This window comes from Streptomyces venezuelae ATCC 10712 (assembly GCF_008639165.1).
GTDB lineage: Bacteria > Actinomycetota > Actinomycetes > Streptomycetales > Streptomycetaceae > Streptomyces > Streptomyces venezuelae.
In genome coordinates, this window is the sequence record NZ_CP029197.1 from 6,112,438 (window position 1) to 6,135,832 (window position 23,395).

A 23,395-nucleotide genomic window follows, 5' to 3' on the forward strand; every position below is an offset into this window, starting at 1 on the left:
GCGACGAACCCGTGGTCGGGGTGCCGGCCGAAGGTGAAGTGCTGATTCAGGAGGACTCCTTGAAGAGAGGGGTCAGCGGCGTGGTGGTCGAGTGGTGGTCCGTGCAGGAGCTGCTGGCGGAACGGGAGTGAGCTTGGGCAGATCGCGTGGCAGGGACATCGGCGGCGGAGTGCCGGGCATCCACAGCGCCATCGCCTCGCTGAAGTGGGTCCGGGGGTCGGTGTCCCAGGAGATGACCGGGCCGTGAGCGTCCATCTGGCGGCTGATGACCTCGATGCCGGCCGGATGAAGGACGTACCCCCAGTGATGACCTTCGGAGCTGTGCTGGGTGATGACATCCCGCTCGGCGGGCGTCCCGTCGAGGTTCACGACGCCGGTCATCTCGCGGCTGGGCCACTGCTCGCCGCCGGTCAGCCGCTGGAGCAGGCCCGGGGGCGATCCGTCGAGGAGGTCGGTTCCGATCTCCTCCCAGGCGAAGACGACGTCGTCCACCAGGTATCGGCTGAGGGCTTCGAGGTCCCGGCCGAAGCGGAAGCGGTAGGCGGCGAGGAGCAGCGGCACCATGTTCGGAGGGCTGCTGTCGTACTGGAGGTGAACGCCGGTGTAGCCGCCGTCCGGGTCGGGGCGGGCGATGAAGGCAGGGGATCCCAAGAAGGCTCCAGGGAGAAGGGATTACGGGGCGTACCTGGGCTGGGGCGCGGAGGACACGGGCGGCCGGGGCGCGCCTGCTGGGCGAGGGGGGTGGCGCGTCGGCGGGGGCGGGGAAAGGCCGGCCATGCGCTCGGGGACGACGTGGAGGTCTTCACCGAGCCGCCGTACCTGGACGGCGGCGTCGGCGAGGTCCTTCGCCAGGTAGAAAGCGTCGTCGTCCCCGTCGTCGCGGTCGTACGCGCGGGCCCGGTCGGCTGTGGCATCGAGGAGTTCCGCGAGCCGGGTGAGCAGGCCGCCGGTGCCGTCGACGAGTTGGTGCAGTACCGCGGCGGCATCCCGCACGTCCGTGCCCGCGAGGACGGCGCTGCTCAGGGCGTTCAACAGGCTGCCGTAGGGGAAGCGAGCGTCGGGCAGATCGGCGCGGTCGAGGCTCGAGCCGTGCACCCCGGCCGTCGCCGGACCGTGGTCGGCAGAGTCGGTTCGGGAAGGCAGGGAGCTCCCTTTCTGTAGCGGCATGGCCTGGGTTACCGCGCGCGGCCCGACGAGCGCGGGGCGGCGGAGTGCAGAGCCGCCCCGGTAGCAACCCGGCTCGCCTGGGGCGCGTTGGTGCGGCCCGTCGTGACCACGGCGGTGCCCGATACCGCTGCGGGATGGCGGTAGTTGAGCCCGATCCCGAGCTTGGCCAGCCGGTCGGCGAGGACCTGGATACGTACGGCCGTGGCGACGGGCCCGGACTCAGAACGCAGGAGGAACGCACTCTGATTCGGGACGTACTGGAATCCGGTCAGGTACAGGGTGTCTCGGGCTTCAGCGGGGACGTGTCCGTACGGGGCGCCGAGGAGCCCGTCCTCGTAGCGGACGAGCGTGACCGCGCTGGTCTCTGCTGGTGCCTGTCGGTGGGCCGGAGGGGCAGGCCGTCGTCGCGCTTGCTCGCGCACGGCCTCCGCGGCCCGGGCGTATCGGGGGAGGAGTCGGCGGGTGATCGCGGCGGCGGCACGGACGGGATCGGTGCCGATCACGATGCCGTTCGGCTGGGGTACGCCATGGAAGTGGTGCGGCAGGAAGCCAGGTGGCTCCAGCGCGGCGACGAGGAACTGCTGGGGTCTGAGGGGCCGGTCGATGATGTAGAGCTCTTGTCCGGCCGGGCCGGTGAGGACCGCGTCGTGGCCGAGGACGAACTCGCCGGCAGCCCAGTCGACGTGACCGTTGTCCCACAGCCGGTCGGCGGTCGGGAACTGATCGCGGTAGGAGGGGTGACGGTGATAGGCGCTTGTCCAGTCACCCGGGAGCCGATCTGCGATCTCCAGGGCGAAGGCTTCGAGTGGGGGTGAATTCCGCAGCATGGTCTCCGATATGTCGTGGGCGTGGCCAGTCGAGGTACGAGGCTGGGGCGCCTACAGGTCCTCGTGGTCGCGGTACCAGTCGGCGTCGTCGAGGGTGTCCTGCTGGTACTGGAAGACGGCTTCCTCCAGCGGGTGGAGGCTGGAGATTCCGGGGTGGGAGCGGAAGGCGTCGGTGCGCTCGTGGATGTACTGCTGGGTGTCCGCGGCGGCGGTGATGGTGCGGACGGTGTTCCGCGAGGAGATCAGGCCCCACTGCGTCATGTCCGTCGGGGTGGTGTGCTTCATCCACACCCAGATCCCGTTACCGAGCTTGATGATGCTCTCGGGGTGGTACAGGCCGCCGGTCCTCTTGTTGCGGCGAGGGCTGCGGCGCTCGCCGAGGTCCCGCATCAGGCCCTGGGCGGCCTTCCTCAGGACTGCGCCCTCCAGGTCGTCGCGCTCTCGGATCCGGGCATACAGGTCGTCGAGGAAGTCGTCCTTGTGCATACGGCCGGCGTCGGTGGTGACGTGCTGGGCGGCTTCGAGGGCGAGCTGGCGTAGCTGGGGGTCGGAGGAGTACTTCACGGGAGGTCGCGGTCCTTCCAGACGGCGGCGATTTCGGCCAGGGCGGTTGCGGCGTGCTCGATCACTTCGCGGGTGACGGCGCGGCCGGGCGGGGCGAGTTCGGGGTCGTACTGGGCGAAGGTGCGGCTGCCGCGTATCTGGGCGAGGGCGGGGAGAACCTCGCAGAGCAGGTTGGTGGCGACCCGGCGCTGCCGCAGGTCCTCTTCGAGTCGGGCTTTCCGCTCCGCCCAGGCACCCTGGACAGTCAGTTCGCCCTCGACCACACGATCAGCGAGCTGAGGGTCCTCGACGCGCAAGCGGGCGAGCTGCGATTCTGCTGAATCTGCCTGGGCCTTGGCCTCACGGGCGGCCTTGTAGGCGTCGTCCAGGGAGACCGCACCGGAGATGACACCGTCCACGAGGTCCGGTGCGTGACGCAGCACGGTCCTGGCCTGTCCGATCCGCCCGATGGAGAGGCCGGTCTGTTCAGAAACTGAACGCGCGGTCTGTTCAGTCTCTGAACGCCCGGCATGTTCAGAAACTGAACATGCCGAGGCCGCGATCATCGCGAGCTGCCCCTTGGTCAGGTGACGCCGACGGCTGTTGACAGACAGCACGTAGGCTCGGGCATCGTCTCCTTCGTACGTGATGTACTCGGGTTCGACACCGGCGATCTCGCAGGCGCGCAGACGGTTCTTGCCGTCAAGGATTCGGCCTGTGGCGTCCAAGACGACAGGCTGACGAAGGCCGTGCTCGCGGATGTCCTCCGCGAGGGCGTGGAGCTCTTCCTCATCGAGCATGGGGAAGAGTGCGGTGGTCGGGTGTAGGTCGATGGTGTTGTCCTGTCGATGTGCAGTGTTGGTCGGTTGGGCACTCAGTGCATGCGGGCGTCGGTGTCGAAGAGCGACTTCTCGGTGGGGTGGAGGAGGTGCTGGACGACGAAGCTCCGGCCGGCGACGCGCCACAGGCCGCGTCCGCGGGTGAGGTGGGAAATGGCCTCGGTCTCGACGGCGGTGAGGCCGAGGAGGGTGGCGGCGGCCTGGATTTGGTCGGTTTCCTGGCGGTAGATGATGCGGGTGGAGCAGTCGGCCAGGAGTCCTTTGGCGAGGGCTCGGCCCTGGGATCCGGCGTCGCCTGCGGTGAGCAGGTCGGACAGCCGGTGGATGACCATGAGGTTGGCGATGCCGAGGCCGCGGCTCAGCTTCCACTGGGCCTGCATGCGCTGGAGGAGGCCGGGGTGGCGCATCAGCCTCCACGCCTCGTCGTAGACGATCCAGCGCCTCCCGCCGTCGGGGTCGGTGAGGGCCGCTTCCATCCACGCCGAGGCGCAGGTCATGGCCAGTACCAGCGCGGTGTCGTCGCCGGATCCCCCGAGCCGGGACAGGTCGATGGAGAGCATCGGGCTTGTCGGGTCGAAGGCCACCGTGGAGGGGGCGTCGAACATGCCGGCGAGGTCGCCGTGGACGAGGCGGCGCAGGGCGTGGGAGAGGTCGCGGGCGGCGTCGCCGAGGTGGCCGGAGACGGTGCCGGCGGCGGCGTCGAGGAGGTGGGGCTGGGCGAGGGTGTGGGCGATGTCGCCGAGCAGCGGGGCTCGGCCGGCGGCGGTGGCGGCCTGGACGACTCCGTCCAGGGCGATGTCGAGGGCGGTGTGCTCCATGGGCAGCAGGTCGCGGCCGAGGACGGTGCGGGCGAGGGAACCGAGGAGGAGCAGGCGGCGTTTGCGGACCTCGCCGGCCCAGTCCGCGTCCGAGATGGACGGAGGCTTAGGGGCCGCGTCGAGGGGGTTGAGCCGTCCCGGGAGCCCGGGGCCGAGGGCGATGGAAGTGCCGCCGAGCGCGGTGGCGACCGGCGTCCATTCGCCCTTCGGATCACACGGGACGTAGACGCGGTAGCCGAAGGCGACCGAGCGGAGCGCGAAGGACTTCGCGAGGGCGCTCTTGCCCTGACCGATGACCCCGGCCAGAAGAATGTTCGGGTTGGTGAAGCCCTCGACTTTTCCGTACAGGGAGAAGGGGTCGAAGACGAAGGACCCTTCGGCGTGGACGTCGCGGCCGATGTAGATGCCCTCGGCGCCGAGGCCGCCTTCGGCGAGGAAGGGGTAGGCACCGGAAGCGGTGGCGGTGGTCATGCGGTGGGCGGGCAGGCGCAGGCGTTTGCCGCGGGCGGAGGCAGTGCCGGGGCGGCCGGCGGGAGCGTAGAGCGGCGCGGGCATCTCTGCCTCTGCCGCCGTGGCGCCGGCGGTCTCCACGGCGGCGGCCTGCGCTTTGGCGCGGGCTTCGGCGAGCTGCTTGCGGGCTGCGCGCCGGGCGGTGCGGTCGGCGCCGTGCGGGGTGAACAGGGGGCTGGCCGAGGCGCGGCGAGCCCGCCGTCCGGGGCGGTGTCGGGACATGGCTGGGGGATCGTTTCTGCGCGAGGTGGCTCAGGCGGTGCCGTGGTCGGCCGGGGTGGTCTTGCGACGGACGGCGTGGCCGGAGGCGAGGTGGCGCTGGCAGATGGTGAGGACGAGCGGGCCGTCGGGGAGCCGGTCGGGGGTGCAGGCGGGGGCGGCGGGCAGGGTGTGGAAGGCGTCGTGGAGGCTGGCGGTGGCCTGCCAGAGCCGCAGGTGCGCGGTGGCCAGATGCCGTCCTGACGTGGGGTGTTCGGGGCGCACGGTCTCGGCGAGCTGGTCGAGGAGCAGGTGCAGGCGGGTGACGTGCTCGTGCAGGTTGTCGAGGTGTCGCCGGTCGGCCGGGGTGCCCCGGCCGATGGACCGGGCGTGGTGGCGGATGCCGGCGGTCGCGGCCCGCAGGTACGGGTGGGCGTCCGTCGGGTCGGTCGCGGTGATGGTGGCCAAGAGCGTGGGGTCTTTCTGCGGTGGCCTGGATGGATCAGGCGGCGAAGCCCTACTTGTCCTGGGCGGTGCGGGCGAGGGGGAGTGCGGCGAGGGCGAACGCGTCGGGCTGCTGGTAGTCGAGGCGGCGCAGGTCGACCTGGGCGGTGACGGCGGCAGTCTCGATCTGAGCGCAGGCTGCGTCCAGGGCCTGGTCGGTGTCGGCGGAGACGGTGAGCAGGCCAGTCATGGCGACGTCGGCGTGGCCGGCGATGAGCTGCCTCTCGCGTTCCTTGACGTCGCCGTACTCGACGACGTCGGCCTCGGAGTCGACCTGTCCGCGGCGGGCGCGCTCGTTGGCGTCGGCGATGATCGTCGCCTTGGTGCGCTGGACGTCGCGGATCGCGGACTCGAAGCCCTGGGGGACATAGATGAGGGAGAAGGAGCGGCGCACTCCGGCGGTGAACAGCAGCTGGTGGAGGAAGCCCGCGAGGACTTCGGTGCGCGGCCAGTTCTCGACCCAGTAGGTGGTGTGGCGGGCAGTGTCGGTGATGAGCCGGTCGTGTTCCTCGACCTGGACGACGGGGCCGGCGGCGGCGGGGTCGGCTTCGGCGCGGCCGGTGTCCGACCACTGCTGCAGCGCGGCCAGGGCCTTGGGGTCGTAGGCGGTGCGGATGACGGCGGCGACTTCCCGCGCGTTCAGCCAGCCGTTCACGGTCAGACCGGCGGTGCGGGCTGCCTGGGTGAGGGAGGAGGTGGCCTGGCCGAGGACGGTGAAGGCGCCGGGCAGCCCGCCGCCGGCCTGGCTGATCAGGCGCTTGGCGGCCTTCAAGTCGAGGGAGATGGCCAGGTACGTCTCGTGCGGGGCGGCTGCCGGGCCGGCGGAGGCGACGAGATCGCTGTAGACCTGGCCTGCGAGCTGGGTACCGGGCCGGCCGTGGGTGTTCCAGTGCCGGGTCAGGGTGTCGCCGGAGTCGGGGACGGTCCGCTCCAGGACCTGGACGGTGGCGACGTGCCCGGTGCGCGCGATCCCGGCCAGGGCCCGCCCCCACGCCTGGACGTGAGAGTTCTGGGTGGCGGGGTCCAGCAGGGCGAATGCACGGCTGGTCACCCGGGCGACCGCGGTGAGGGTCTGCTGGTGGGGATCGTGCAGAGCGGCGGCCTGTCCGTCGGCCGGGGTGACCACCTTGATCGAAGCGGCTGTTCCCGGCAGGTGCAGGGTTCCTTCGGCGCGCGGGCGGGACACCGGACGGGCGAGCCACAGGGTCTGCCCGGTGCGGCGGCGCTGCGCGTAGCGGGCGACGATCGGCGCCCAGTCGATCAGGGACCGGCCCCGGCGGCGGACGGCGACGAGGGCGGCGATCCCCGCCCACAGCGGAGTGAGGATCAGGGCGCCGGGCAGGCCGGTGGTCACGACGGTGACCAGGAGCAGCGCGAGCGCTGCGGAGGTGAGGACGAGCTGGGGCAGCGAGAGGCCGAGCAGGATCCCGCGGCGGGACCTGGTCGGGAACTTCACCGTCATTGGGGTGATCGTGAGGTCAGACAAGGCAAGGGCTTTCCGAAGGAGGCGGCCCCCGGGACGGGACACAGCGTTCGTGTCCCGTCCCGGGAACCAGGGGAGTGTCGGGTGTCAGGAACCGGCGGGGGACTGCGGCGTCGTGAACGGGCTGCCGCCCGTGCCGGACTCGGAGCCCTGCGCGGCACCGACGACGCCGGCGCTCGGGGGCGCTCCGTCCTGCGTGCTGCGCGGTGTGGCACCCGCGGGAGGGCCGCCGGGGGCGCTGTTGCCGGCCCCGACGGAGTTGCCCGAGTCCTGGGCCGCCGGGCTGGTCGGCATGGAGCTGACCGCCTCGTTCAGGCCGCTCTGGACCTTGTCCATGGCCGGTGATGCTCCGGTGCCGCCACCGCTTCCGGAAGGGCTGGAGGCGATGTCGCCGGGGAATCCACCGCTGCCTGCGGCCGGGCCCTGCGGCGATGCAGCTCCGGCCCCGGCGGCAGCGCCGCCGGTTCCTGCGGTGGCTGCTGCGGCTGCCGCCTTGCGGGTCGCGTTCTCGGCGTGCTGCTTGGCGAGCTGGGCTCCGGCTCCGCCGGAGCGGTGCAGGGTCTCACCGTCGGTGGACTCCGCTGCCCAGTGCACGAACTTAAAGGTCGCGTAGGGGCAGAGCATCACCAAGAGCATGATGACGATGCCGGCCATGACGTCGGCGAGCGCGGCGATTCCGCCGTTCGCGTCGGTCTTGCCCATGGCGGAGATGCCGAGGAGGAAGACCACGGTCATCAGCAGCTTGGAGACGATCAGGGTGGCGGTCGCCTCGATCCAGCCGCGCCGCCAGCGGCGGGCGGCCTCCCATCCGCCGCCCGCTCCGGCGAAGACCGCTAGGGTCACGAGCACGAGGATGCCGACCTTGCGGACCATCATGACGCACCAGTACATGACGGCGCCGACGGCGGCGCCGAGGGCTGCGAGGGCGGCCACCAGCCAGCCGAGTGGGGAGATCGCGGCGATCTGCGAGACCTTCACCATGCGGCGGACGGCGTCGTCGATGGAGGTGCCGGCTGCCGCGAACAGCGAGTCGGACAGGGCGTCGACGACTTCGATCGCGACCGTGGTCAGGGCGATGGCGGCGAAGCAGAAGATCACGCCGCTGGCGGTGCCGGTGAACGCCTGGCCGAGTGCCTGTCCGTCGCGCTTCATCGCGGCCCGGACGAGCTGGGCGCAGAAGGTGGCGACGAGGATGGTCAGCCCGATCGGCAGCAGCATCTCGTAGTTGTCGCGGAACCATCCGGCGCCGAGGTCGATCTTGGTGGTGGTGTTGACGGCCTCGGCGGCCAGGTCGGCGGCTGCGGCGGCGAGTTCGCCGCAGGATTTGGCGATCCAGTTGCCGATGCCTTCGGTGATCGCCTTGCCCGGGTCGGAGACGAAGTCGATCGCGTCGGCGGCGTCGCAGAGCTTGCCCGCGACCGGAAGAGCGCAGAAGTCCACGACGGACTCCTCCTATCTGTTGCGGTTCAGGGGGCGGTGTTCGGCGCGATGGCGACCAGGGCGCAGTCGGCGCTGGGCCGGCACTGCACGGCGAGGGTGACCGAGCGGTCCTCGGCGCCGCCTCCACCGTCCTTCCAGGCGATTGCCTGCTTGCCGGCGACGGTGACGGCGTAGATGTACGCCTCGGTCAGGGCGGCCGGGTTCTCGGCCAGGGCCTGCTTGAACGCCGAGGGGAAGTGCGCCTGGGAGACGGTCGCGGTGGCGTGCTGGCCCTGGTCGTGCATCCGCGACCACAGCAGAGGGTCGGGGACCTGGGCCTGGATGGAGGTCCAGTCGGTGTACTTCGTCTCGGTCGTCATCCAGGCGTGCATGCCGGCGAGCTGCTGGTCGCGGGTGGTGGCCCGGGTGTCGTAGGACCAGAGCATCACCGCCGCGGCGCGGCCGTAGGCGAGAGGATCGGATAGCCGCAGCGGCGGGGAGACCGTCCCCGTCGCAGCCTCCGCGACGGGTGCCGTCGTGCCCGGACGGGCGGTCGGACCGCTGGCGGACGGCTTGCCGGAGGGCGCCTCGCCCCGGCCGCCGCCGGTCGTGAGGTAGGCGGCAAGACTGGCGCCGGCCAGGAGCAGGGCCAGGACCGCGGCGAGGACGGCGACGCGCCGGCCGGTGGACCAGTGCGCGGTGGCGGCGCGGACGCGTGGGCGGGAGCGCTTGCCCATCAGCGGACCTGCGTGCCGAGCGTGGAGAAGAACGCGATGATCCCGTTTGCGGCACCGAGACCGAGCGCGGCGCCCGCGGACACGAGGGCACCCTTCTTCCCGTTGGCCTCGGCCTGGTGACCACCGGTGTGGTGGCCCCAGGCCCACACGCCGAGGGAGACGGCGAGTGCGCCGACGACGGCGATGATCGCGGCCATGTTGATGGAGCTGACGACGTTGCGCAGCAGGTCCAGGCCCGGCAGGAAGCCGCCCTTCGGGGAGACGCCGGGGTCGTAGGCCAGGTACGTGACGCGGTCGGCTATCTGCTGGAGGTGAGCGAGGGTGGGGATGGTCGAACTCCTTGCGAGCGCAGGCCAGATGGCCCAGCGGGAAAGAGGAAGAGGGGAAGGCGCGCGGCGGCATGCGGCTCGCGGCGGCCGGGGGAAGCGGCCCGTGGCCCGGGAAGCGGGCGGGGAGCGCTAGGAGGCGAGGGCGGGGATGCGGCGGACGGCGAGGATCTGCCAGTCGGCGACCTTCTCGATCCGCACGGGGCGCCCGGTCTTCGGCGCGTTGATCACGAGACCCGCGCCCATGTACATCCCGACGTGCTCGGGGACGGCGGCGGTGCCGCGGGAGAAGAGCAGGTCACCGGGCTTGAGCGCGTTCGCCGGGACCGGGACGCCCTCCTTGACCTGGGTGTACGTGGTGCGGGTCAGGGTGACGCCGGCCTTCGAATAGGCGACCTGCATCAGGGAGCTGCAGTCGCAGCGACCCATCGGATCCGGCCCGTGGGAGTCCTTGCAGGTACCGCCCCACTGATACGGGGTGCCGAGCTGGTGCATCGCCCACTCGATCGCCGTGCGGGCCTTCGGGGAGGCGTCGGCGGGAATCTTGTAGCCCGCGGGGACGGTGCCCTGGGGGATCTCGCCCCACCGCGATCCGTCCTCGCCGGGTCGGCAGCCGCCACCCGCCGGGCCGCCCGGAGCCCCGCTGTCGCCTGCGCCCTGAGGGAGGGTCTTGACGATCGCCTCCTGCAGAGCACGGGCGAGCGACTCCCACTGGGCGTACGCGTCGGGATAGCCGGAGATCTGGACGGCCTGGGCGGCCTGGGTGATCGTCATCTGCTGCCAGCCCGCGACCTTGAGGAGTCCCTCGTAGAAGCGGGTGGAGGCGTGGACGGGGTCGAGGATCTCCTCGGCGGTGCCCCAGCCCATGCTCGGCCGCTGCTGGAACAGGCCCAGGCTGTCGCGGTCGCCGTAGCGGAGATTGCGCAGGCGGGATTCCTGTATCGCGGTCGCGAGGGCGACGACTTGGCCGCGCTCGGGGACCTTCATGGCGATCCCGGTGGCGATGATCGTCTTGGCGTGAGGGATCTGCTCGGCGGGTAGTTCCAGGCCCTCGATCTGGATGCCGGGGGTGGCGCCGGAGCCGCCGAGGATGCCTGCGACCTGCTGGGCGACGGCGTTGGCGTCGACCGTGTTGCCGACGTCGCACTGAGTGGCGCGGGAAGCGGAGCTGCTGGCGGCAGCCGCCGTGGCGGCTGCGCCGGCCAGGAGGAGCGGAGAGAGGACGACGACGCCGACGGCTGCGGCTATGCCCTTCAATCCGCTGCGCCCCCGGAGGAGATGAGGGCTCTACTCGGTGTTCGGGGCAGGGGAGGGTACGGCTGTGTCACGAGTGGTCCTTGAGGTGAAGTCCGGCCGCGCTGGTCCGAGGTGAGAAGGGCGCGAGGGCCGGGATGAGGTGATCGGGAAGCCTGGGAGGAGTAGCCGCGGGGCGAGTTGCCTCTCGCCGGTCGGGCGTCCTCGGGGCGTCGGGAGCGGGGTCAGGACAAGGCTGTGCCTCCAGAAGGGCAGGGGGAGGGGTGGCCGTTCGGCAGCTGGGGCCTGGCGGTGGTCAGACTGTAGGTGCCGATTCCCGGTTGACCTAATTTCTCGCCTCGCAGGGGTCAACCGGGAATCGTGTCCTACAGTGTGGCTTCCCCCGCTTGCCCGCCGCTCTCCTTCGGCATGCCGGCCTTCCGGGCCTGCATTCGCCGCCGCGGCGCCCGCATTCAGCGCGAGGCGGGACTCTCATTTTCTTCCGTGACCCGAATCGGGGTACCCCTTTGCCTTTTTCCCTTCACCACGGAGACGCGCTCGGCGTCCTGGCCGGCCTTCCGGACGACTGCGTGGACGCGGTCATCACCGACCCGCCGTACAACTCCGGCGGGCGGACCGCGAAGGAACGCACCTCCCGTACCGCCCGCCAGAAGTACACCTCCGCCGACGCCGGCCATGAGCTGGCGGACTTCCCCGGCGAGAACATGGACCAGCGCTCGTACGGCTTCTGGCTGACGCAGATCATGACCGAGGCACACCGGCTGACGAAGCCCGGCGGGACGGCGCTGCTGTTCACCGACTGGCGGCAGCTGCCGGTCACCACCGATGCGATTCAGGCGGCTGGCTGGCTGTGGCGCGGCGTCCTGGCCTGGCACAAGCCGCAGGCCCGCCCGCAGAAGGGCCGGTTCAAGCAGTCGTGTGAGTTCATCGTGTGGGCGTCGAACGGTGCGATCGACGGCTCCCGCAACCCCGTCTACCTCCCGGGCCTTTACTCGGCTTCGCAGCCGTCGGGCAAGGCCCGGCAGCACATCACTCAGAAGCCGGTCGAGGTGATGCGCGAGCTGGTGAAGATCTCCCCGCCCGGCGGCACCGTCCTCGACTTCACCTGCGGCTCCGGCTCCACCGGCGTGGCCGCGCTCCTGGAGGGCCGCGACTTCATCGGCGTCGAGAAGACCCGGCACTACGCCGAGATCGCCTCCGACCGCCTCACCGAAACGCTCCACCAGACCCTCGGGCAGGACAACCTCACCCTGACGGCCTGACCCGGATGCGCGCAACCGCGAGTTAATGGCGGCTCGTTATCCGCGCCTGCGCGCATTCGCGCCCTGCCGTCCCGTCACCCGCTATTGAATTTCCGGCTGCCGCGTGCGCCGGAGGAGGAGATTTCCTTGGAGCCTGACCCTCTGGAGGAATTCGGCGCCGCCGGGGAATTCGACCCGGTGCGCCTTCCGGAAGGTGACCTGGACAGCATCCAGGCCACTGTCCGCAAGCTGCTCGACCGCTCTGCCGAGCAGGCGCGGCAGCTCGACCACCTCGCCGCCGCACCGGGACCGGCATCGCTGCCCGGCTTCGGCCTGCCGACGATGCCGGCCGCGGCGATGATGCCGCCGGAGCCGCGTCCGATTTTGGAGCTGGACGGCGAGGAGTACGAGAGCGAGCTGGACCTGCTCACCGACTGGGTGGAGGACTTCCTCATGCCCACCTACGGGAGCGAGGTCACCACCGCCTCCCCGTGGTGCGACCAGTGGCAGGAACACCTCGACGTCGTAGCCTGGCTCCACGCCCTGTGGATGGCCTACCTGCAGCACAAGGACCCCGAGGCCGGACCGGCCGGTCCCTTCGTGTGGCACCGGGATTTCCTCACCCACTGCATGGCCGCCATCCGGGCCGCCGGCGGTCCACTGTCCGCCTGCCAGACGGACCCCGAGCGGCCGTCCCACCGCCTCCTTCGCGGCCCCGGCCGCTCCGTGCGCGCCGTAGCCCGCGACGCTGAGACGGCGCAGGCGGAGGAGTGAGCGCCGAGGGCCGGCCGCCCGCCTTCGGCCTCACCTTCGACCCGCGAGCCCTCACCGACCTGCTCCAGGCCCCCAGCGACATCCGCGACCTGTCGCTCGCGCTGCTCCAGGAGGTCGTCAACGCCGACCGGCACGGGGGCAAGCTCACGGCCGAACTCGCCGGACTGCGCAAGCTCTACGTCGATCGCCAGGCCGCCTGGCGGATCGTCTACGCGCTGCGGCCGGCCCCGCCGACCTCGGCCTACCCCATGGAGATCCACGTCGTGGCCGTCCGCCCCCGGGCCAACCACGACATCTACGACACCGTGGCACGGCGCCTCGGCATCGACCACCGTCCGGTCGGCGCCCGCGCGCACGCCGCACGCACCCGCTCCCCCCAGATCGACGCCTACCGCGAGATCCCGAAGCCCGGCCCGCCCCCCGGCCTTCCCCGCTCCGCCCAGCCCACCGTCCTCACCACGAAAGCCATACGTTGACAGCCTTCCCGAACTTCCTCGACCACTTCGGCGACAACCTCCTGGAGCTCCCGGCCGAGCCGGAGAACCCCCACCACCGCGCCCTGCTGGAGACCTACATCGAGGTCCAGCAGCTGGAACGCCGCCTGCTGGAGACCCTGACCAATCCGCACCCGGACATCACGCCGGATGGCTTCCACGCCTGCACCGAGATCCTCATTGACCGCATCGCAGCCGGTCAGGAACTCGCCGTCCTGCTGTCCGCCCCCTGCTGCTGCGCTCCCGCGGAGGAGTCCTCCTGCGAGGAGGACCCCGACAGCTGCTCCCCGGACTGCTACGAAGCCGTCGACCGCACCGGTGACGAGGACGCTGCGGGGCGGCGTGGCTGCCGGCGGCAGTGACCGGGGCCGCGCGAACGTGCCCCGGTCCACGGCGACGCCCGTCCGCAAGGCGCTGACGTCCCTCGACCACCGCGTCGAGCTGGCTGTCGGCTACACCGTCGACCGGCTCTGGAGCGACCACGACCGCGGCCTGCTCGACGAGCAGATCGAGAGCGTTGCCGCCGCCCACCGATCCCTGTCCAGCGCCGAGCAGTCCGTCACCTTCTACCGCGTGCTCCTCCAGCGCCTCGCCAGCGGCGAGTACCCCATGGACTCCGCGCTCTTCGACCGCATCGACCGAACGGTCAAGCAGCTCCAGGAGGCTGTGCGCATCCGCGGCGCTCGCGAGACGGAGCTGTCCGACGTCCTCGAGCCCGTCGAAGCGGACGCCGCCCGCACTCCGGCCGGCCACACCGACCTGAAAGCCCACGACATCGCCCTGCTCCTGGCGATCGGCCAGGGCGCCAAGCTCCGCGAGCACCTGCTCACCCAGCGGCTCTCCGTCGTGACAGCCTCCGGCACCAGGATCGGCCAGCATGACTTCGCCCGGCTGGAGACGGCCGGGCTCGTCCACCGCGACACCAACCACCCGCTGCACGCCGGACAGCCGGTCGCCCTCACCGACGCAGGCCGCGCTGCCCTCGCCGCTCGCCCCTCCAGCCGTGTCACGAGCCGCCCCGCACCCCGCCCCGGTGCCTGGCCCGACGCCGCCACCCGCACGCGCTGAACCGAAGTCCCAGGAGACCCTTGTCCTATTCCGGCTACGAACCCGCCCTTCGTCTTCAGGGCTACCGACCGGCCTCAGCAGCGGTAGAACGGGAGTTCTGCGACCGCATCGCCCCGTGCGAGACCGACCTGAACACGCTGGCTCAGCACCACACACCCGACGGCCGACAGAGCTTCTTCGTCTTCCACGACACCTCCGCCATGTACGGGCTGCCCGGCGAACCACAGCTCCTCGCCCTTCACCTCACCCGCGACACCGAGGCCCGGACCTTCACCTTCGCCAGCGCGCGCCTTCCGCTGTACGCACTCGCCCAGTCCTGGCTCATCCAGCGCCACTGCCCGGCCTCCGCCATCAAACGACCCGAGGACATCGGCACCAACCCCGCCGACACGATGACCACCGGGCTGGAGCAGCGCTTCCGCGACCACGGCAACCAGTTCTCGATCGTGATGAGTTACACCGCCGAGGGATACCCGACCCAGGAGACCGTCGTCCTCCTGGAAGCCGCAGACCGCACCGGGCCGCAGCCCTACCGGATCCTGCTGGAAACCACCGACCTGCGGGCCTACACCCACCAGCTCCGCGAGGGCGCCTTCGACACCGCGGACGCGGCGCTCACCTGGCTGGACGACCGCAGCACACCGCTGCCCAGGCCCCGGGCCACCACCGCCCCGCAGCCCCCGGCGAAGCCTGCCGGCCCGACGACCGCCCGGGGCAGGAAGCGGTGACCACCCGGCGGGAGCGGCGAAAGGTACCAGCAAATCGCCGGTTAGGTGAACCGGGGATTCTCCGGATCCTTGAGATCACCCGCCCGGAGCGACAGCTCCCGGACCTTCCCCCCTGTCCACGTCAAGGAGAGGAGTCTGCCCGTGACCGACGAACCCGACGATGTCCTGCGCGCTGTCGCCCGCGAGATCGAGGACCGCTTCGGCATCCCCGTGGACGAGCTGCGCGACGCCGTGGCCGCCGCCCGCGGCACGATCTCGTTCCTGCCCAGCGCGGTCGTCCGCTGGTACGACGACCTCGAAGAGGCCCAGCGACTGCTCACCTCGGCCGAGGACGAGCTGCTCGGCGCTCTGCAGTCCGCCCCCGCCGGCGAGTTGGACGAACAGGTCATGACGCTCGCGCAGCGCGTCGACACCGCGCTGACCATCCGCGACGGCCGGGCGCTGACCGTGCGACACCTCCTTGAGGACTACCCCCTGCCCGAGCAGCCGGCCACCAGCCGCGCCGCCCGGAGAACCGGACCCGTACTCACCACCACCCCGGTCCCGCAGCCCGCCCCCGTATCCGCAAGGACCCGCCGATGAGCACCACCATCAAGCCGAGTAGCCGGGACGAGCGCTTCGCCGAGGTCTTCGGGGCCCCGCTCGACCAGCTCCTCGCCGCCCCCGAGCACACCCGGCACCTGCGCGAAGCCCTGGAACTACGCGCGTTCCTGGCGGTGGCCGAGCAGCACGTGGCCCGGGTCCGCGACCGCGTCCACGACCGCAGCGCTCCGGACCGACCGATGGACGAGCTGTCCGAGGACGACCTGCGGATGGACGCCCAGTGGATGCAGGCCGCACTCTGCGCCCGGCGCGGCTACCTGACGGTCCTCGACAAGCTCCTGCGATCCGAACCACCGCCGGAGCACCAACGCGCAGTGACGTTCAACCAACCGGCGATCACTGCCCGAGCCGTACCCGCGGGGACGACAACGGCCGCACAGGCAAAGGGACGTTGATTGCCCCACCCCGTAGCCGACCAACTCGCCGAGCGGATCGAATCCCTCTACGGCAGGCCCCGGGCCGAGCTCGCCGCTATCGCCACCACCGACCGGCCGAACATGCTCGTCACCCTCCTCGACGCACTGACCACCGTCGAACTGGCAGAGAAGAACATTCAGTTCCAGCGCGAACGGCTTCTGCAGCTCGCCGACCAGGGCCGTGACATCGGCCCCGCCACCCCCGGCCACCTGCTCGACTGCAGCCGCCGGATCGCCGAATCGGTCGCCACCCGCGACAACCAGGCCCGCTTCACCCTCGCCGTGATCCAGAGCCTCTACCGTGCCCCGGCCCCCGCCGCCACGCCCGTCGCCAAGACGCCTGCCCCGGCCGCGACCACCGCGCGAACCCGCTGAACACCCCACCACCACGCCTCAGGAGTACTCCCATGCCCGCATCCGGCCTGCCCGCCCCCGCGCACCGTGACATCGACCTGGTGGTCCAAGCCCTGGAGGCGATCTCGCCGAGGTGGAACGCCTGGGTGCTGATGAGCCTCACAGAGCCCGCCCGCTACTCCGACCTCAAGGCGCGGATGCCGTGGATGGCCGATGGCCAGCTCCACCCGAAGGTCCGCGATCTGCAGGCCGCCGGCCTGGTACGGCGCACCGAGCACACCCGCCGCCACGTCATCTACACGCTCACCGACCGGGGTATCGCTCTGCTGCCCGTGCTCGACCACTTCGCCGCGTGGGGGAGCAAGCACCTGGAGCGACCCACCGTGAAGGACCCCGTCACCAAGAAGAGCACGACCCGTCCGGCGGCCAAGGGCGAGGAGATTGAGGACGCCCTCCACCTGATCTCGCGACGGCACGCCACCACGATCCTGTGGGCGCTCCGAGACCGCGGTGCCACCACCGGCGCTTCCCTTGCCTCTTCCGTACTCGTCGACGCTCACCCCACGGCCGTCTACCACCCGCTCAAGCACCTGTCGGACAAGCGCCTCGTGACGCGGGACCACGAAGGGAAGTTCGTGCTCACCGCCGCGGGCCGGGGCCTGACCCCCGCCTACGAGGCGCTCACCGCCTGGGCAACCGGCCAGCCCACCGCCCGCCGTGCCCCGGCCCGGCCGGCCGCGGTGCCGACCCAGCGCACCTCGCAGACGGCGGTTGCCGGCGCCGTGCTGAGGACGGCCCCTGCCGTGGCATCGTGGAAATCCGGCGATCTCTTCTCCCACCCGCCGGTGGCCCGCCCGGTCAAGGCACCGGTGCCTCCGGCGGGAGGCGTACGCCGGTGAGCGAGGCCGCCGAGCCGCGGCCGGTGGTGGCCCTGGGGACGAAGACCGTCCGCGACGCCCTTGCCGCCCGCGGCCTCGTCCTCCGCTCCCACGAGCCCGGCACCGCTCTCGCCACCGTCGCTGACCTGATCCGCGAGACCGCGGACAACGTCGACGAGCTGCAACAGACGCTGCTGCAGCGGGCGGACATGGCTATCAGCCAGCTCCAGTCCGTGACGCAGGGCCGTGACCGCTACCGACTCGGCTCCACCGACGGCCTCCTGCAGTCCCTCGGCAGCGAGATCGACGCGCTCGTCGCCCGCCGCGGCGAAGGCATCCAGCTCCTGCGGCTGCTCACCAACAGCTACGCCGACTTGAACGGCTCGCCCAAGCCGCCCCCGGGACCTTCCCGCCTTCCGGCGCCCCGCCGCGGCGCACGGTAGCCGCCCCTCCTCCTTCTTCGTCTTCCACCCGCCTGCGGCGGGCGCCGCTCCTGATCTCCGACGAAAGCACATGACCGACTTCGTGATCGCCGGCCCCCGGCACGCTCTGCCGCCCCAGCTCTCCCTGCTGCGGCGGATCTACCTCCCTCGTACGGCCGACGCCGGCGCCTTCGCGATGTCCACGTACGGCATCCCGCTGATCGTGCTGGCCACCACCCAGTCGGCCACCCTCACCGGCATCGCCTTCGCCCTGGAGTGGCTGCCCCGCCTCGCTGCGTTCTCGCTCGCCGGACAGGTGGTGGACCGGCACGGCACCAAGCGGGTCTTCCGCATCGCCTCGGTCCTGCGCGCCCTGGTCGTCGTGGCCGCCGCGTTCATCCTGCCCACCCAGGCAGGCGGCACGGGAGCCACCATCACGGTGATGGCGCTCGCCGCGATCACCGGAGTCGTCACGGAGTTCTCCTACATCGCCGCCGAGACCGCCGGCGCGACCGCAAGCAAAGACGCCGGCGACCGCGCCCACCGGGTGCAGTCCGTACTCCTCGGCATCGACCAGACCGCCACCCTCGCCGGACCTGCGTTCGCGGGGTTCCTCCTGCACGCCGTCGGCGTCACCGGCACCCTGCTGACGATGGCCGCCTGCTCACTGCTCGGGGCCCTGCTCGCCCCCTGGCACCGCGAATCGCGCCTCGTCCCGCCACCGGCGCCCGCACTCGCCGGACTGCGCACCGGCTGGAAGACCCTGGTCTCCATCCCGGCACTGGCCTGGCTCATCACCGGCCTGACCGTCTCCAACATGGCGACCGGCGTCCTGCAGGCCGCCGCCCCGGTCATCGTCGTGCAGCACCTCGGCCAGTCGAGCGCCGCCGTCGGCCTGATCTGGTCAGCCGCCGCAGCAGCCTCCCTGCTCGCCGTCGCCCTCTGCCGGTTCGCGATCGACCGCCTCGGCCTGTGGCCAGCGGGCGCGGCAAGCGCCGCCGTCGCCGCCCTGGCCGGGCTCGCCGTCTCCCAGGCCGGCGACTACACCAGCTTCCTCGTCCTGACCGCCGTCCTCATGGCCGGCGAAGGCGGCATGACCGTCGTCCTGCGCACCCTGCGCTCCCACCTCATCCCCGAGCCCGTCTTCGGCGCCACCCTCGCCGTCACGATCCTCGCGATGCTCACGCCGTTCCCGCTCGCAGGAATCGTCGTCGCCCTCACCCCGGCCGCCGCGCTCGGCCACGTGCTGACCGCCTGCGCCGGCCTTCAGGCCGCCGGTCTCGCGTGCGCGTTCTGGCGCCTGCGACGCGAGCCCGCCATGCGCAGCCCCCGTACCACCCAGCCCGGAGCAGCCACCACCCCATGACCACCCCGCACCTGTCGCGGTTCAGCGCCGACCAGGCCCTCGCCGCAGCCTCCCTCGTCCGCGGACTCACCGACCGCCTCGCCGCTCGCACCTCCGCCGAGGCGACCACGCTCGCCGGCCACCTCCTGGCCCCCGGCGGCCTCGCCACCGACCTCCGCCGCCTTCTCGACGCCGCCACCCGCCACCACCCGACCACCCGTGAAGACAAGGACCTCCCCGTGACCGTCCCCCCGACCTCCCTGCAGCAGACCACCAGCCGCCCCACGGTCCTCGTCGTCGCCCCCGGCGACGAGGTGTACCGCGGCTACTGCCTGGAGCAGGTCGCCGCCGCCTACGACGTCGCTGTCATCACCCCGAAGCCGCTCACCTGGGAAGCCGAGCACGTCGTCGATCACGAAGTCGCCGACCCGTACCAGCGTGACCAGCTCCTCGTCGCCGGACAGGCGATCAGTGCCCGCCGAACCATCGCGGGCGTCCTGACCTGGAACGAGAACCTGCTCGTCCACACCGCGCAGCTCGCCGAGGACCTCGGACTGCGCACCAATCCGCCGGCCGTGATGGAGAACTGCCGCAACAAGCACGCCACCCGCCAACTCTTCGCCGCCCACCAGGTTCCCTCGGCACGCTCCGGCCGCGTCCGCGACCTGCTGGAGGCCACCATCCTGGCCGAGGACATCGGATACCCGATCGTCCTCAAGCCCGCCGGCCAGGCCGGAAGCGTCGGCGTCATCCGCGTCGACACCAGCGAAGACCTCGCCCACGCATTCGACTTCGCCGCAGCTGGCGCTGCCCTGGCCGGAGGCCAGAACACCGATGTCCTGGTCGAGGAGTACCTCTACGGCCCCGAGATCAGCGTCGAGTGCGTCACGCAGAACGGTCACACCCACGCGGTCGCCGTCACTCGCAAGAAGCTCGGCTTCGAGCCGTACTTCGAAGAGGTCGGCCACACCGTCGACGCCACCGACACGCTGCTCGACGAGGTAGCCCCGATCGCCGCCGCCGCCATCCGTGCGCTCGGCATCGACCACGGCATTCAGCACGTCGAGATGCGCCTCACCCCCACCGGCCCGCGGATCATTGAGGTCAACGCGAGGATCGGCGGCGACCTCATCGGCCACCTCGTCCGCCTCGCCACCGGCCTCGACCTGCCCCACATCGCCGCCGACCTCGCCTGCGGCACCAGCCCCCGCCTGGAGCACTCCCGCCTGCGCGCCGCCGGGGTCACCCTGCTCTACCCGGAGACCTCCGGCACCCTCACCCACCGCTCCATCGACCGCGCCTTCGCCGAACGGACCCGGTGGCTCGACCTCGTCCAGTGGATCGGCGCCGTCGGCGATCGGATTGTCCTGCCCCCGGAAGGCGACGTCGACGTCGCCCGCGCCGGCCTCTACGTCGTCACCGGCTATGACGCCGCCAAGGTCGAGGAACGCCTCGCCGAGACCGCGCAGCACATCACCCTCACCGTCCGGCCCGGCGGCCCTGGGACGGAAGGCGCCGCATGACGTACATCCCCGAAGGGGACGTGTATGTCTCCCCGCGCTACCTCGCGGGGGCCGACTGGTGCGGCGACGCGGGCTTCGTCCCCGTGAAGCACTGGCCCACCGTCCACCTGGAGGACGGCCCCTGCCAGATGCTGATCACCTCGCCCGACCAGCGCATCCGCATCGGCTGGTACGGCGACGACTTCGACGTCTACAAGATCTCCGCCAGCGAGGACGCCTCGTCCCCGACCCGCTGGTCGGCGGCCTTCAACAACGAGTTCCCCGCCGAGATCGTCGCCGCCTTCACCACCGCCCTCGAACGCGACTGGGATGCGCGCAAGGACCAGGAACCCTTCATCGAAACCCCCTCCCCGTACTGGGCAACACGAGTACAGCCGCTGCTCGACGCGGGCTGGAAGACCCAGCGGCTTCCGGGGTCGACAACCCTCGGGGCTGGGGGCCGCCCCAGCCGTGTCCACGGCCCGCACGTCGAGATCACGGCCCCGGACGGCACCGCGGGAGTATCCATCGACGTCGGCAGCGACGACCTCGACGAGGAGACGGTCCTGCTGTGGGCCGGACCCTCCGGATGGCACCGAGCCGAAGCCCGCTTCACCTCCCGCACACCCGCCCACCTGATCGCGGCCACCGCGCAGGCCCTGCTCGACCCGACCCCGGTCCTGCGCTATCGCGACGCGCTCGCCCCCGAACTCGCCGCGCTGGCGAACCTCACCCCGCTCACCTCGCCGAAGCCCCCCGCACCGACCCCGCTCGATGTCCAGCGTGTCCAGCGCCAGCCCCCGGCGATCACCACGCGCAGCGTCCCGCGTTGGAGCACCGCTACCCGGCCACCGGCGACCGCGGCACCGCCCGCCGGCCGCTCGGCCAGCCGCTGACCCAAGGAGCCTCTTGCCCCTGTACGCGCAGGAATTCTTCGACCGGCTCGACCTTCCTCTTCCGTTCGGCACCGTCGTCGGCGACGTCTACTACGCGAACCCGACGGACTCGTCGATCCGCCTGCGTATCGAGTTCGCCCGCACGATCATGGACCGTCAGTACGACGGCCTGCGCCTGGCCGTCATCGACGCCGAGCGCGGCACCCTGGACACCGCACACCTCCGCTTCAGCGAGCACGGCACGTTCACCCGCCGCGACGCCGAACGAAGGTCCGGTGACGGGCGCGGCGTCATACGCGACTGGCACCAGGACGGCCTGCCTCCCTGGGCTGGAGCCGACCTCACCGGCCTGCGGTCCGCGATCGTCACCTTCGTTCAGGTCTCCTGCCCTGTCCTCACCGCGCCCCGGAGTTTCGCCGGACCCGGCCCGTGGACCGATCGCTGGCACTCGACGCTCTGGGCGACCGACACCGTCGTGCTCACCCGCCTCCACGAAGCGACCCAGGCCGTGCTTGACCTCGCCGAGAGCGGCACCCACGACGACCTGCCCGTCACCCAGACCCTGTGCAACGCCCGCTACTACGTGATGGACGTGCTCGGACTCCCGCTGGACCAGGGCATGCTCGCGGAAGCTGCGGCTGTCACCCAGCTCACCGGCCGCCGCCTCGGCCCCGACACAGGCGAAGCCCTCGAACATATCGCCAGCCTGCCGATGGACCGGCAGCGCTCCCTCGTCCAGGCCGCCTCCCGACGGCACGCGGCCACCTCCACACCGCTGCGGGCGAGCCCACCACCCTTACGAGCCGTCCGGGCCTCCGGCCCGACGCCGGCTGCCCGCACTCACTGACCTCCGCCTCCGACGCGACCCCCACCACACACCTGACCGAGGAGAACCTCTTCTTCATGCGTGCCACCCGCCGTACCGCGGCCACCCTCGCCGCGACCACCCTGGCGACCAGCTCTCTGATCTGGGCCCCGACCGCCTTCGCCAACGCGCCCGAAATTCCCCCGGGCGCCGTCGAGATCACCAAGAAGGACCCGGACGGCGCCCTCCTCGCCGGCGCCGCGTTCTCCCTCCTCGACACCCTCAACGGCACCAAAGCCCTGACCGGCAAGACGAACTCCGACGGGATCCTGCGCTTCGAGAACGTCCACCCCGGCACCTACCGCCTCAAGGAGACCGACTCCGGTAGCCCCCTCCACGACTTGGCCCCCGACCAGGACGTCATCGTCACCCCCGAGCACACCGCGAAGCTCACGATCATCGACGCCTTCAAGCCCGCCGAGCTGCTGGTGAAGAAGACCGACAAGAAGACCGGCACGCCCCTGGCCGGCGCCGTCATCAACATCACCCCCTCCACCGGCACCAGCAAGGCGATCACCCTGACCACCGGCAAGGACGGCACAGTCACGGCGAAGCTCCCCGTCTCCTCCCGCAACGGCACCTCCTACACCGGCACCGAAACCACGGCCCCCACCGGCTACGAGCTCGACACCACCCCGGTCAAGATCACCGCCAGGCCCGGTGAGAAGACCACCGCCACTTTCACCAACAGCAAGAAGGACAAGCCGACCCAGCCGCCCACCACCCCGCCGACCACGCCCCCGACGACCCCGCCGCCGGTCACCCCTCCCACCACTCCGGCGACCACCCCGCCGGCCACCCCGACCCCGAGCCAGTCCACCTCCACCGCACCGGTGCCCCCGACCGACACCCCGAGCACCCCGCCCGCAAAGGGCTCCCTCGCACACACCGGCGCTGACTCCAACGCGTGGCTCCTCGCGGGCGGCGGCCTCCTGATCGCTGCCGGCGGCGGTGCCCTGATCGCGGCACGGCGCAAGAAGACGGAAGACGAGGAGGAGACCCCGGCCACCAACTGACCAGGGACACGGCCCCGCGGCCGGCACCAGCACGTCCCGCCCAGTAGGAGACGCCCAGTCCGAAGGGCCCCGGGAACCGTCATGGTTCCCGGGGCCCTCGACGTATTGGCGACGGCCGCGCCGAAGCGCGCCAGCGGGAGTCAGACCCGCATGACCGCCACCGAAGCG

At 71.5% G+C, this 23,395-nt stretch carries 28 protein-coding genes; 16 read left to right on the forward strand and 12 right to left on the reverse strand.

Annotated features, from left to right (window positions below):
• Positions 1–72: 72 nt before the first annotated feature.
• The 12 genes from DEJ43_RS37595 to DEJ43_RS28270 all read right to left on the reverse strand — a co-directional run bounded on the left by DEJ43_RS37595 (position 73) and on the right by DEJ43_RS28270 (position 10,628).
• The gene (locus tag DEJ43_RS37595) at positions 73–651 is read right to left on the reverse strand and encodes a hypothetical protein (protein ID WP_015036804.1); all 579 of its coding nucleotides are present in this window, start codon (positions 649–651) and stop codon (positions 73–75) included.
• A 21-nt stretch (positions 652–672) separates the two neighbouring features.
• Positions 673–1,032 (reverse strand): hypothetical protein, encoded by a 360-nt coding sequence (locus DEJ43_RS28220; protein WP_145953721.1) that lies wholly within the window; start codon positions 1,030–1,032, stop codon positions 673–675.
• 143 nt (positions 1,033–1,175) lie between these two features.
• Complete coding sequence (locus tag DEJ43_RS28225) at positions 1,176–1,994, reverse strand: hypothetical protein (RefSeq protein WP_015036806.1); 819 nt, start codon at positions 1,992–1,994, stop codon at positions 1,176–1,178.
• 51 nt (positions 1,995–2,045) lie between these two features.
• Positions 2,046–2,558: a hypothetical protein gene (locus tag DEJ43_RS28230; protein ID WP_015036807.1), complete on the reverse strand. Its 513-nt coding sequence runs from the start codon at positions 2,556–2,558 to the stop codon at positions 2,046–2,048.
• On the reverse strand, positions 2,555–3,337 hold the full coding sequence (locus tag DEJ43_RS28235; RefSeq protein WP_015036808.1) for a ParB/RepB/Spo0J family partition protein: 783 nt from the start codon (positions 3,335–3,337) through the stop codon (positions 2,555–2,557). Before DEJ43_RS28235 ends, DEJ43_RS28230 begins: the two co-directional genes overlap by 4 nt.
• 74 nt (positions 3,338–3,411) lie before the next feature.
• On the reverse strand, positions 3,412–4,926 hold the full coding sequence (locus DEJ43_RS28240) for a VirB4 family type IV secretion system protein (RefSeq protein WP_015036809.1): 1,515 nt from the start codon (positions 4,924–4,926) through the stop codon (positions 3,412–3,414).
• 30 nt (positions 4,927–4,956) lie between these two features.
• Complete coding sequence (locus tag DEJ43_RS28245) at positions 4,957–5,370, reverse strand: DUF6238 family protein (protein WP_015036810.1); 414 nt, start codon at positions 5,368–5,370, stop codon at positions 4,957–4,959.
• A gap of 49 nt (positions 5,371–5,419) precedes the next feature.
• The gene (locus DEJ43_RS28250; RefSeq protein ID WP_411572298.1) at positions 5,420–6,868 is read right to left on the reverse strand and encodes an SCO6880 family protein; all 1,449 of its coding nucleotides are present in this window, start codon (positions 6,866–6,868) and stop codon (positions 5,420–5,422) included.
• 108 nt (positions 6,869–6,976) lie between these two features.
• Positions 6,977–8,329, reverse strand: a complete 1,353-nt coding sequence (locus DEJ43_RS28255; protein WP_015036812.1) for an SCO6881 family protein — start codon at positions 8,327–8,329, stop codon at positions 6,977–6,979.
• A 26-nt stretch (positions 8,330–8,355) separates the two neighbouring features.
• Positions 8,356–9,045, reverse strand: a complete 690-nt coding sequence (locus DEJ43_RS28260; protein ID WP_015036813.1) for a hypothetical protein — start codon at positions 9,043–9,045, stop codon at positions 8,356–8,358.
• Entirely contained in the window at positions 9,045–9,347 is a 303-nt protein-coding gene (locus DEJ43_RS28265; RefSeq protein WP_041662993.1) for a DUF6112 family protein, read from the reverse strand. The genes DEJ43_RS28260 and DEJ43_RS28265 overlap by 1 nt, the downstream gene beginning before the upstream one ends.
• 156 nt (positions 9,348–9,503) lie before the next feature.
• Positions 9,504–10,628 (reverse strand): C40 family peptidase, encoded by a 1,125-nt coding sequence (locus DEJ43_RS28270; RefSeq protein ID WP_015036815.1) that lies wholly within the window; start codon positions 10,626–10,628, stop codon positions 9,504–9,506.
• Between the two features lie 503 nt (positions 10,629–11,131).
• On the opposite strand from DEJ43_RS28270, the gene DEJ43_RS28275 reads away from it, so the two are divergent.
• The 16 genes from DEJ43_RS28275 to DEJ43_RS28350 all read left to right on the forward strand — a co-directional run bounded on the left by DEJ43_RS28275 (position 11,132) and on the right by DEJ43_RS28350 (position 23,227).
• On the forward strand, positions 11,132–11,887 hold the full coding sequence (locus DEJ43_RS28275; RefSeq protein ID WP_015036816.1) for a DNA-methyltransferase: 756 nt from the start codon (positions 11,132–11,134) through the stop codon (positions 11,885–11,887).
• A 126-nt stretch (positions 11,888–12,013) separates the two neighbouring features.
• Positions 12,014–12,640, forward strand: a complete 627-nt coding sequence (locus tag DEJ43_RS28280; protein ID WP_233447995.1) for a DUF4913 domain-containing protein — start codon at positions 12,014–12,016, stop codon at positions 12,638–12,640.
• Positions 12,637–13,116 carry a type II toxin-antitoxin system RelE family toxin gene (locus DEJ43_RS28285; RefSeq protein WP_015036818.1) on the forward strand — a complete coding sequence of 160 codons (480 nt, stop codon included), beginning with the start codon at positions 12,637–12,639 and terminating at the stop codon, positions 13,114–13,116. Before DEJ43_RS28280 ends, DEJ43_RS28285 begins: the two co-directional genes overlap by 4 nt.
• Positions 13,113–13,496: a hypothetical protein gene (locus DEJ43_RS28290; RefSeq protein ID WP_015036819.1), complete on the forward strand. Its 384-nt coding sequence runs from the start codon at positions 13,113–13,115 to the stop codon at positions 13,494–13,496. The genes DEJ43_RS28285 and DEJ43_RS28290 overlap by 4 nt, the downstream gene beginning before the upstream one ends.
• A gap of 16 nt (positions 13,497–13,512) precedes the next feature.
• Positions 13,513–14,202 carry a hypothetical protein gene (locus DEJ43_RS28295; RefSeq protein ID WP_041664278.1) on the forward strand — a complete coding sequence of 230 codons (690 nt, stop codon included), beginning with the start codon at positions 13,513–13,515 and terminating at the stop codon, positions 14,200–14,202.
• Between the two features lie 20 nt (positions 14,203–14,222).
• On the forward strand, positions 14,223–14,930 hold the full coding sequence (locus DEJ43_RS28300; RefSeq protein ID WP_015036821.1) for a hypothetical protein: 708 nt from the start codon (positions 14,223–14,225) through the stop codon (positions 14,928–14,930).
• Positions 14,931–15,071: 141 nt separating this feature from the next.
• On the forward strand, positions 15,072–15,512 hold the full coding sequence (locus DEJ43_RS28305; protein WP_015036822.1) for a hypothetical protein: 441 nt from the start codon (positions 15,072–15,074) through the stop codon (positions 15,510–15,512).
• A complete protein-coding gene (locus DEJ43_RS28310; RefSeq protein WP_015036823.1) occupies positions 15,509–15,928 on the forward strand; it encodes a hypothetical protein in 420 nt (139 codons plus the stop codon). Before DEJ43_RS28305 ends, DEJ43_RS28310 begins: the two co-directional genes overlap by 4 nt.
• A complete protein-coding gene (locus tag DEJ43_RS28315; protein ID WP_015036824.1) occupies positions 15,929–16,324 on the forward strand; it encodes a hypothetical protein in 396 nt (131 codons plus the stop codon).
• A gap of 32 nt (positions 16,325–16,356) precedes the next feature.
• Positions 16,357–17,202, forward strand: coding sequence for a winged helix-turn-helix transcriptional regulator (locus tag DEJ43_RS28320; RefSeq protein ID WP_015036825.1), 846 nt, complete (start codon positions 16,357–16,359; stop codon positions 17,200–17,202).
• Positions 17,199–17,624, forward strand: a complete 426-nt coding sequence (locus tag DEJ43_RS28325; RefSeq protein WP_015036826.1) for a hypothetical protein — start codon at positions 17,199–17,201, stop codon at positions 17,622–17,624. The genes DEJ43_RS28320 and DEJ43_RS28325 overlap by 4 nt, the downstream gene beginning before the upstream one ends.
• Before the next feature lie 70 nt (positions 17,625–17,694).
• A complete protein-coding gene (locus DEJ43_RS28330) occupies positions 17,695–18,969 on the forward strand; it encodes an MFS transporter (protein ID WP_015036827.1) in 1,275 nt (424 codons plus the stop codon).
• Positions 18,966–20,471 carry an ATP-grasp domain-containing protein gene (locus DEJ43_RS28335; RefSeq protein ID WP_015036828.1) on the forward strand — a complete coding sequence of 502 codons (1,506 nt, stop codon included), beginning with the start codon at positions 18,966–18,968 and terminating at the stop codon, positions 20,469–20,471. The genes DEJ43_RS28330 and DEJ43_RS28335 overlap by 4 nt, the downstream gene beginning before the upstream one ends.
• Positions 20,468–21,346 carry an SPDY domain-containing protein gene (locus DEJ43_RS28340; protein ID WP_015036829.1) on the forward strand — a complete coding sequence of 293 codons (879 nt, stop codon included), beginning with the start codon at positions 20,468–20,470 and terminating at the stop codon, positions 21,344–21,346. Before DEJ43_RS28335 ends, DEJ43_RS28340 begins: the two co-directional genes overlap by 4 nt.
• A 13-nt stretch (positions 21,347–21,359) precedes the next feature.
• Positions 21,360–22,193 carry a hypothetical protein gene (locus tag DEJ43_RS28345; RefSeq protein WP_015036830.1) on the forward strand — a complete coding sequence of 278 codons (834 nt, stop codon included), beginning with the start codon at positions 21,360–21,362 and terminating at the stop codon, positions 22,191–22,193.
• 56 nt (positions 22,194–22,249) lie between these two features.
• A complete protein-coding gene (locus tag DEJ43_RS28350; protein WP_015036831.1) occupies positions 22,250–23,227 on the forward strand; it encodes an MSCRAMM family protein in 978 nt (325 codons plus the stop codon).
• The last annotated feature ends 168 nt before the right edge of the window (positions 23,228–23,395 follow it).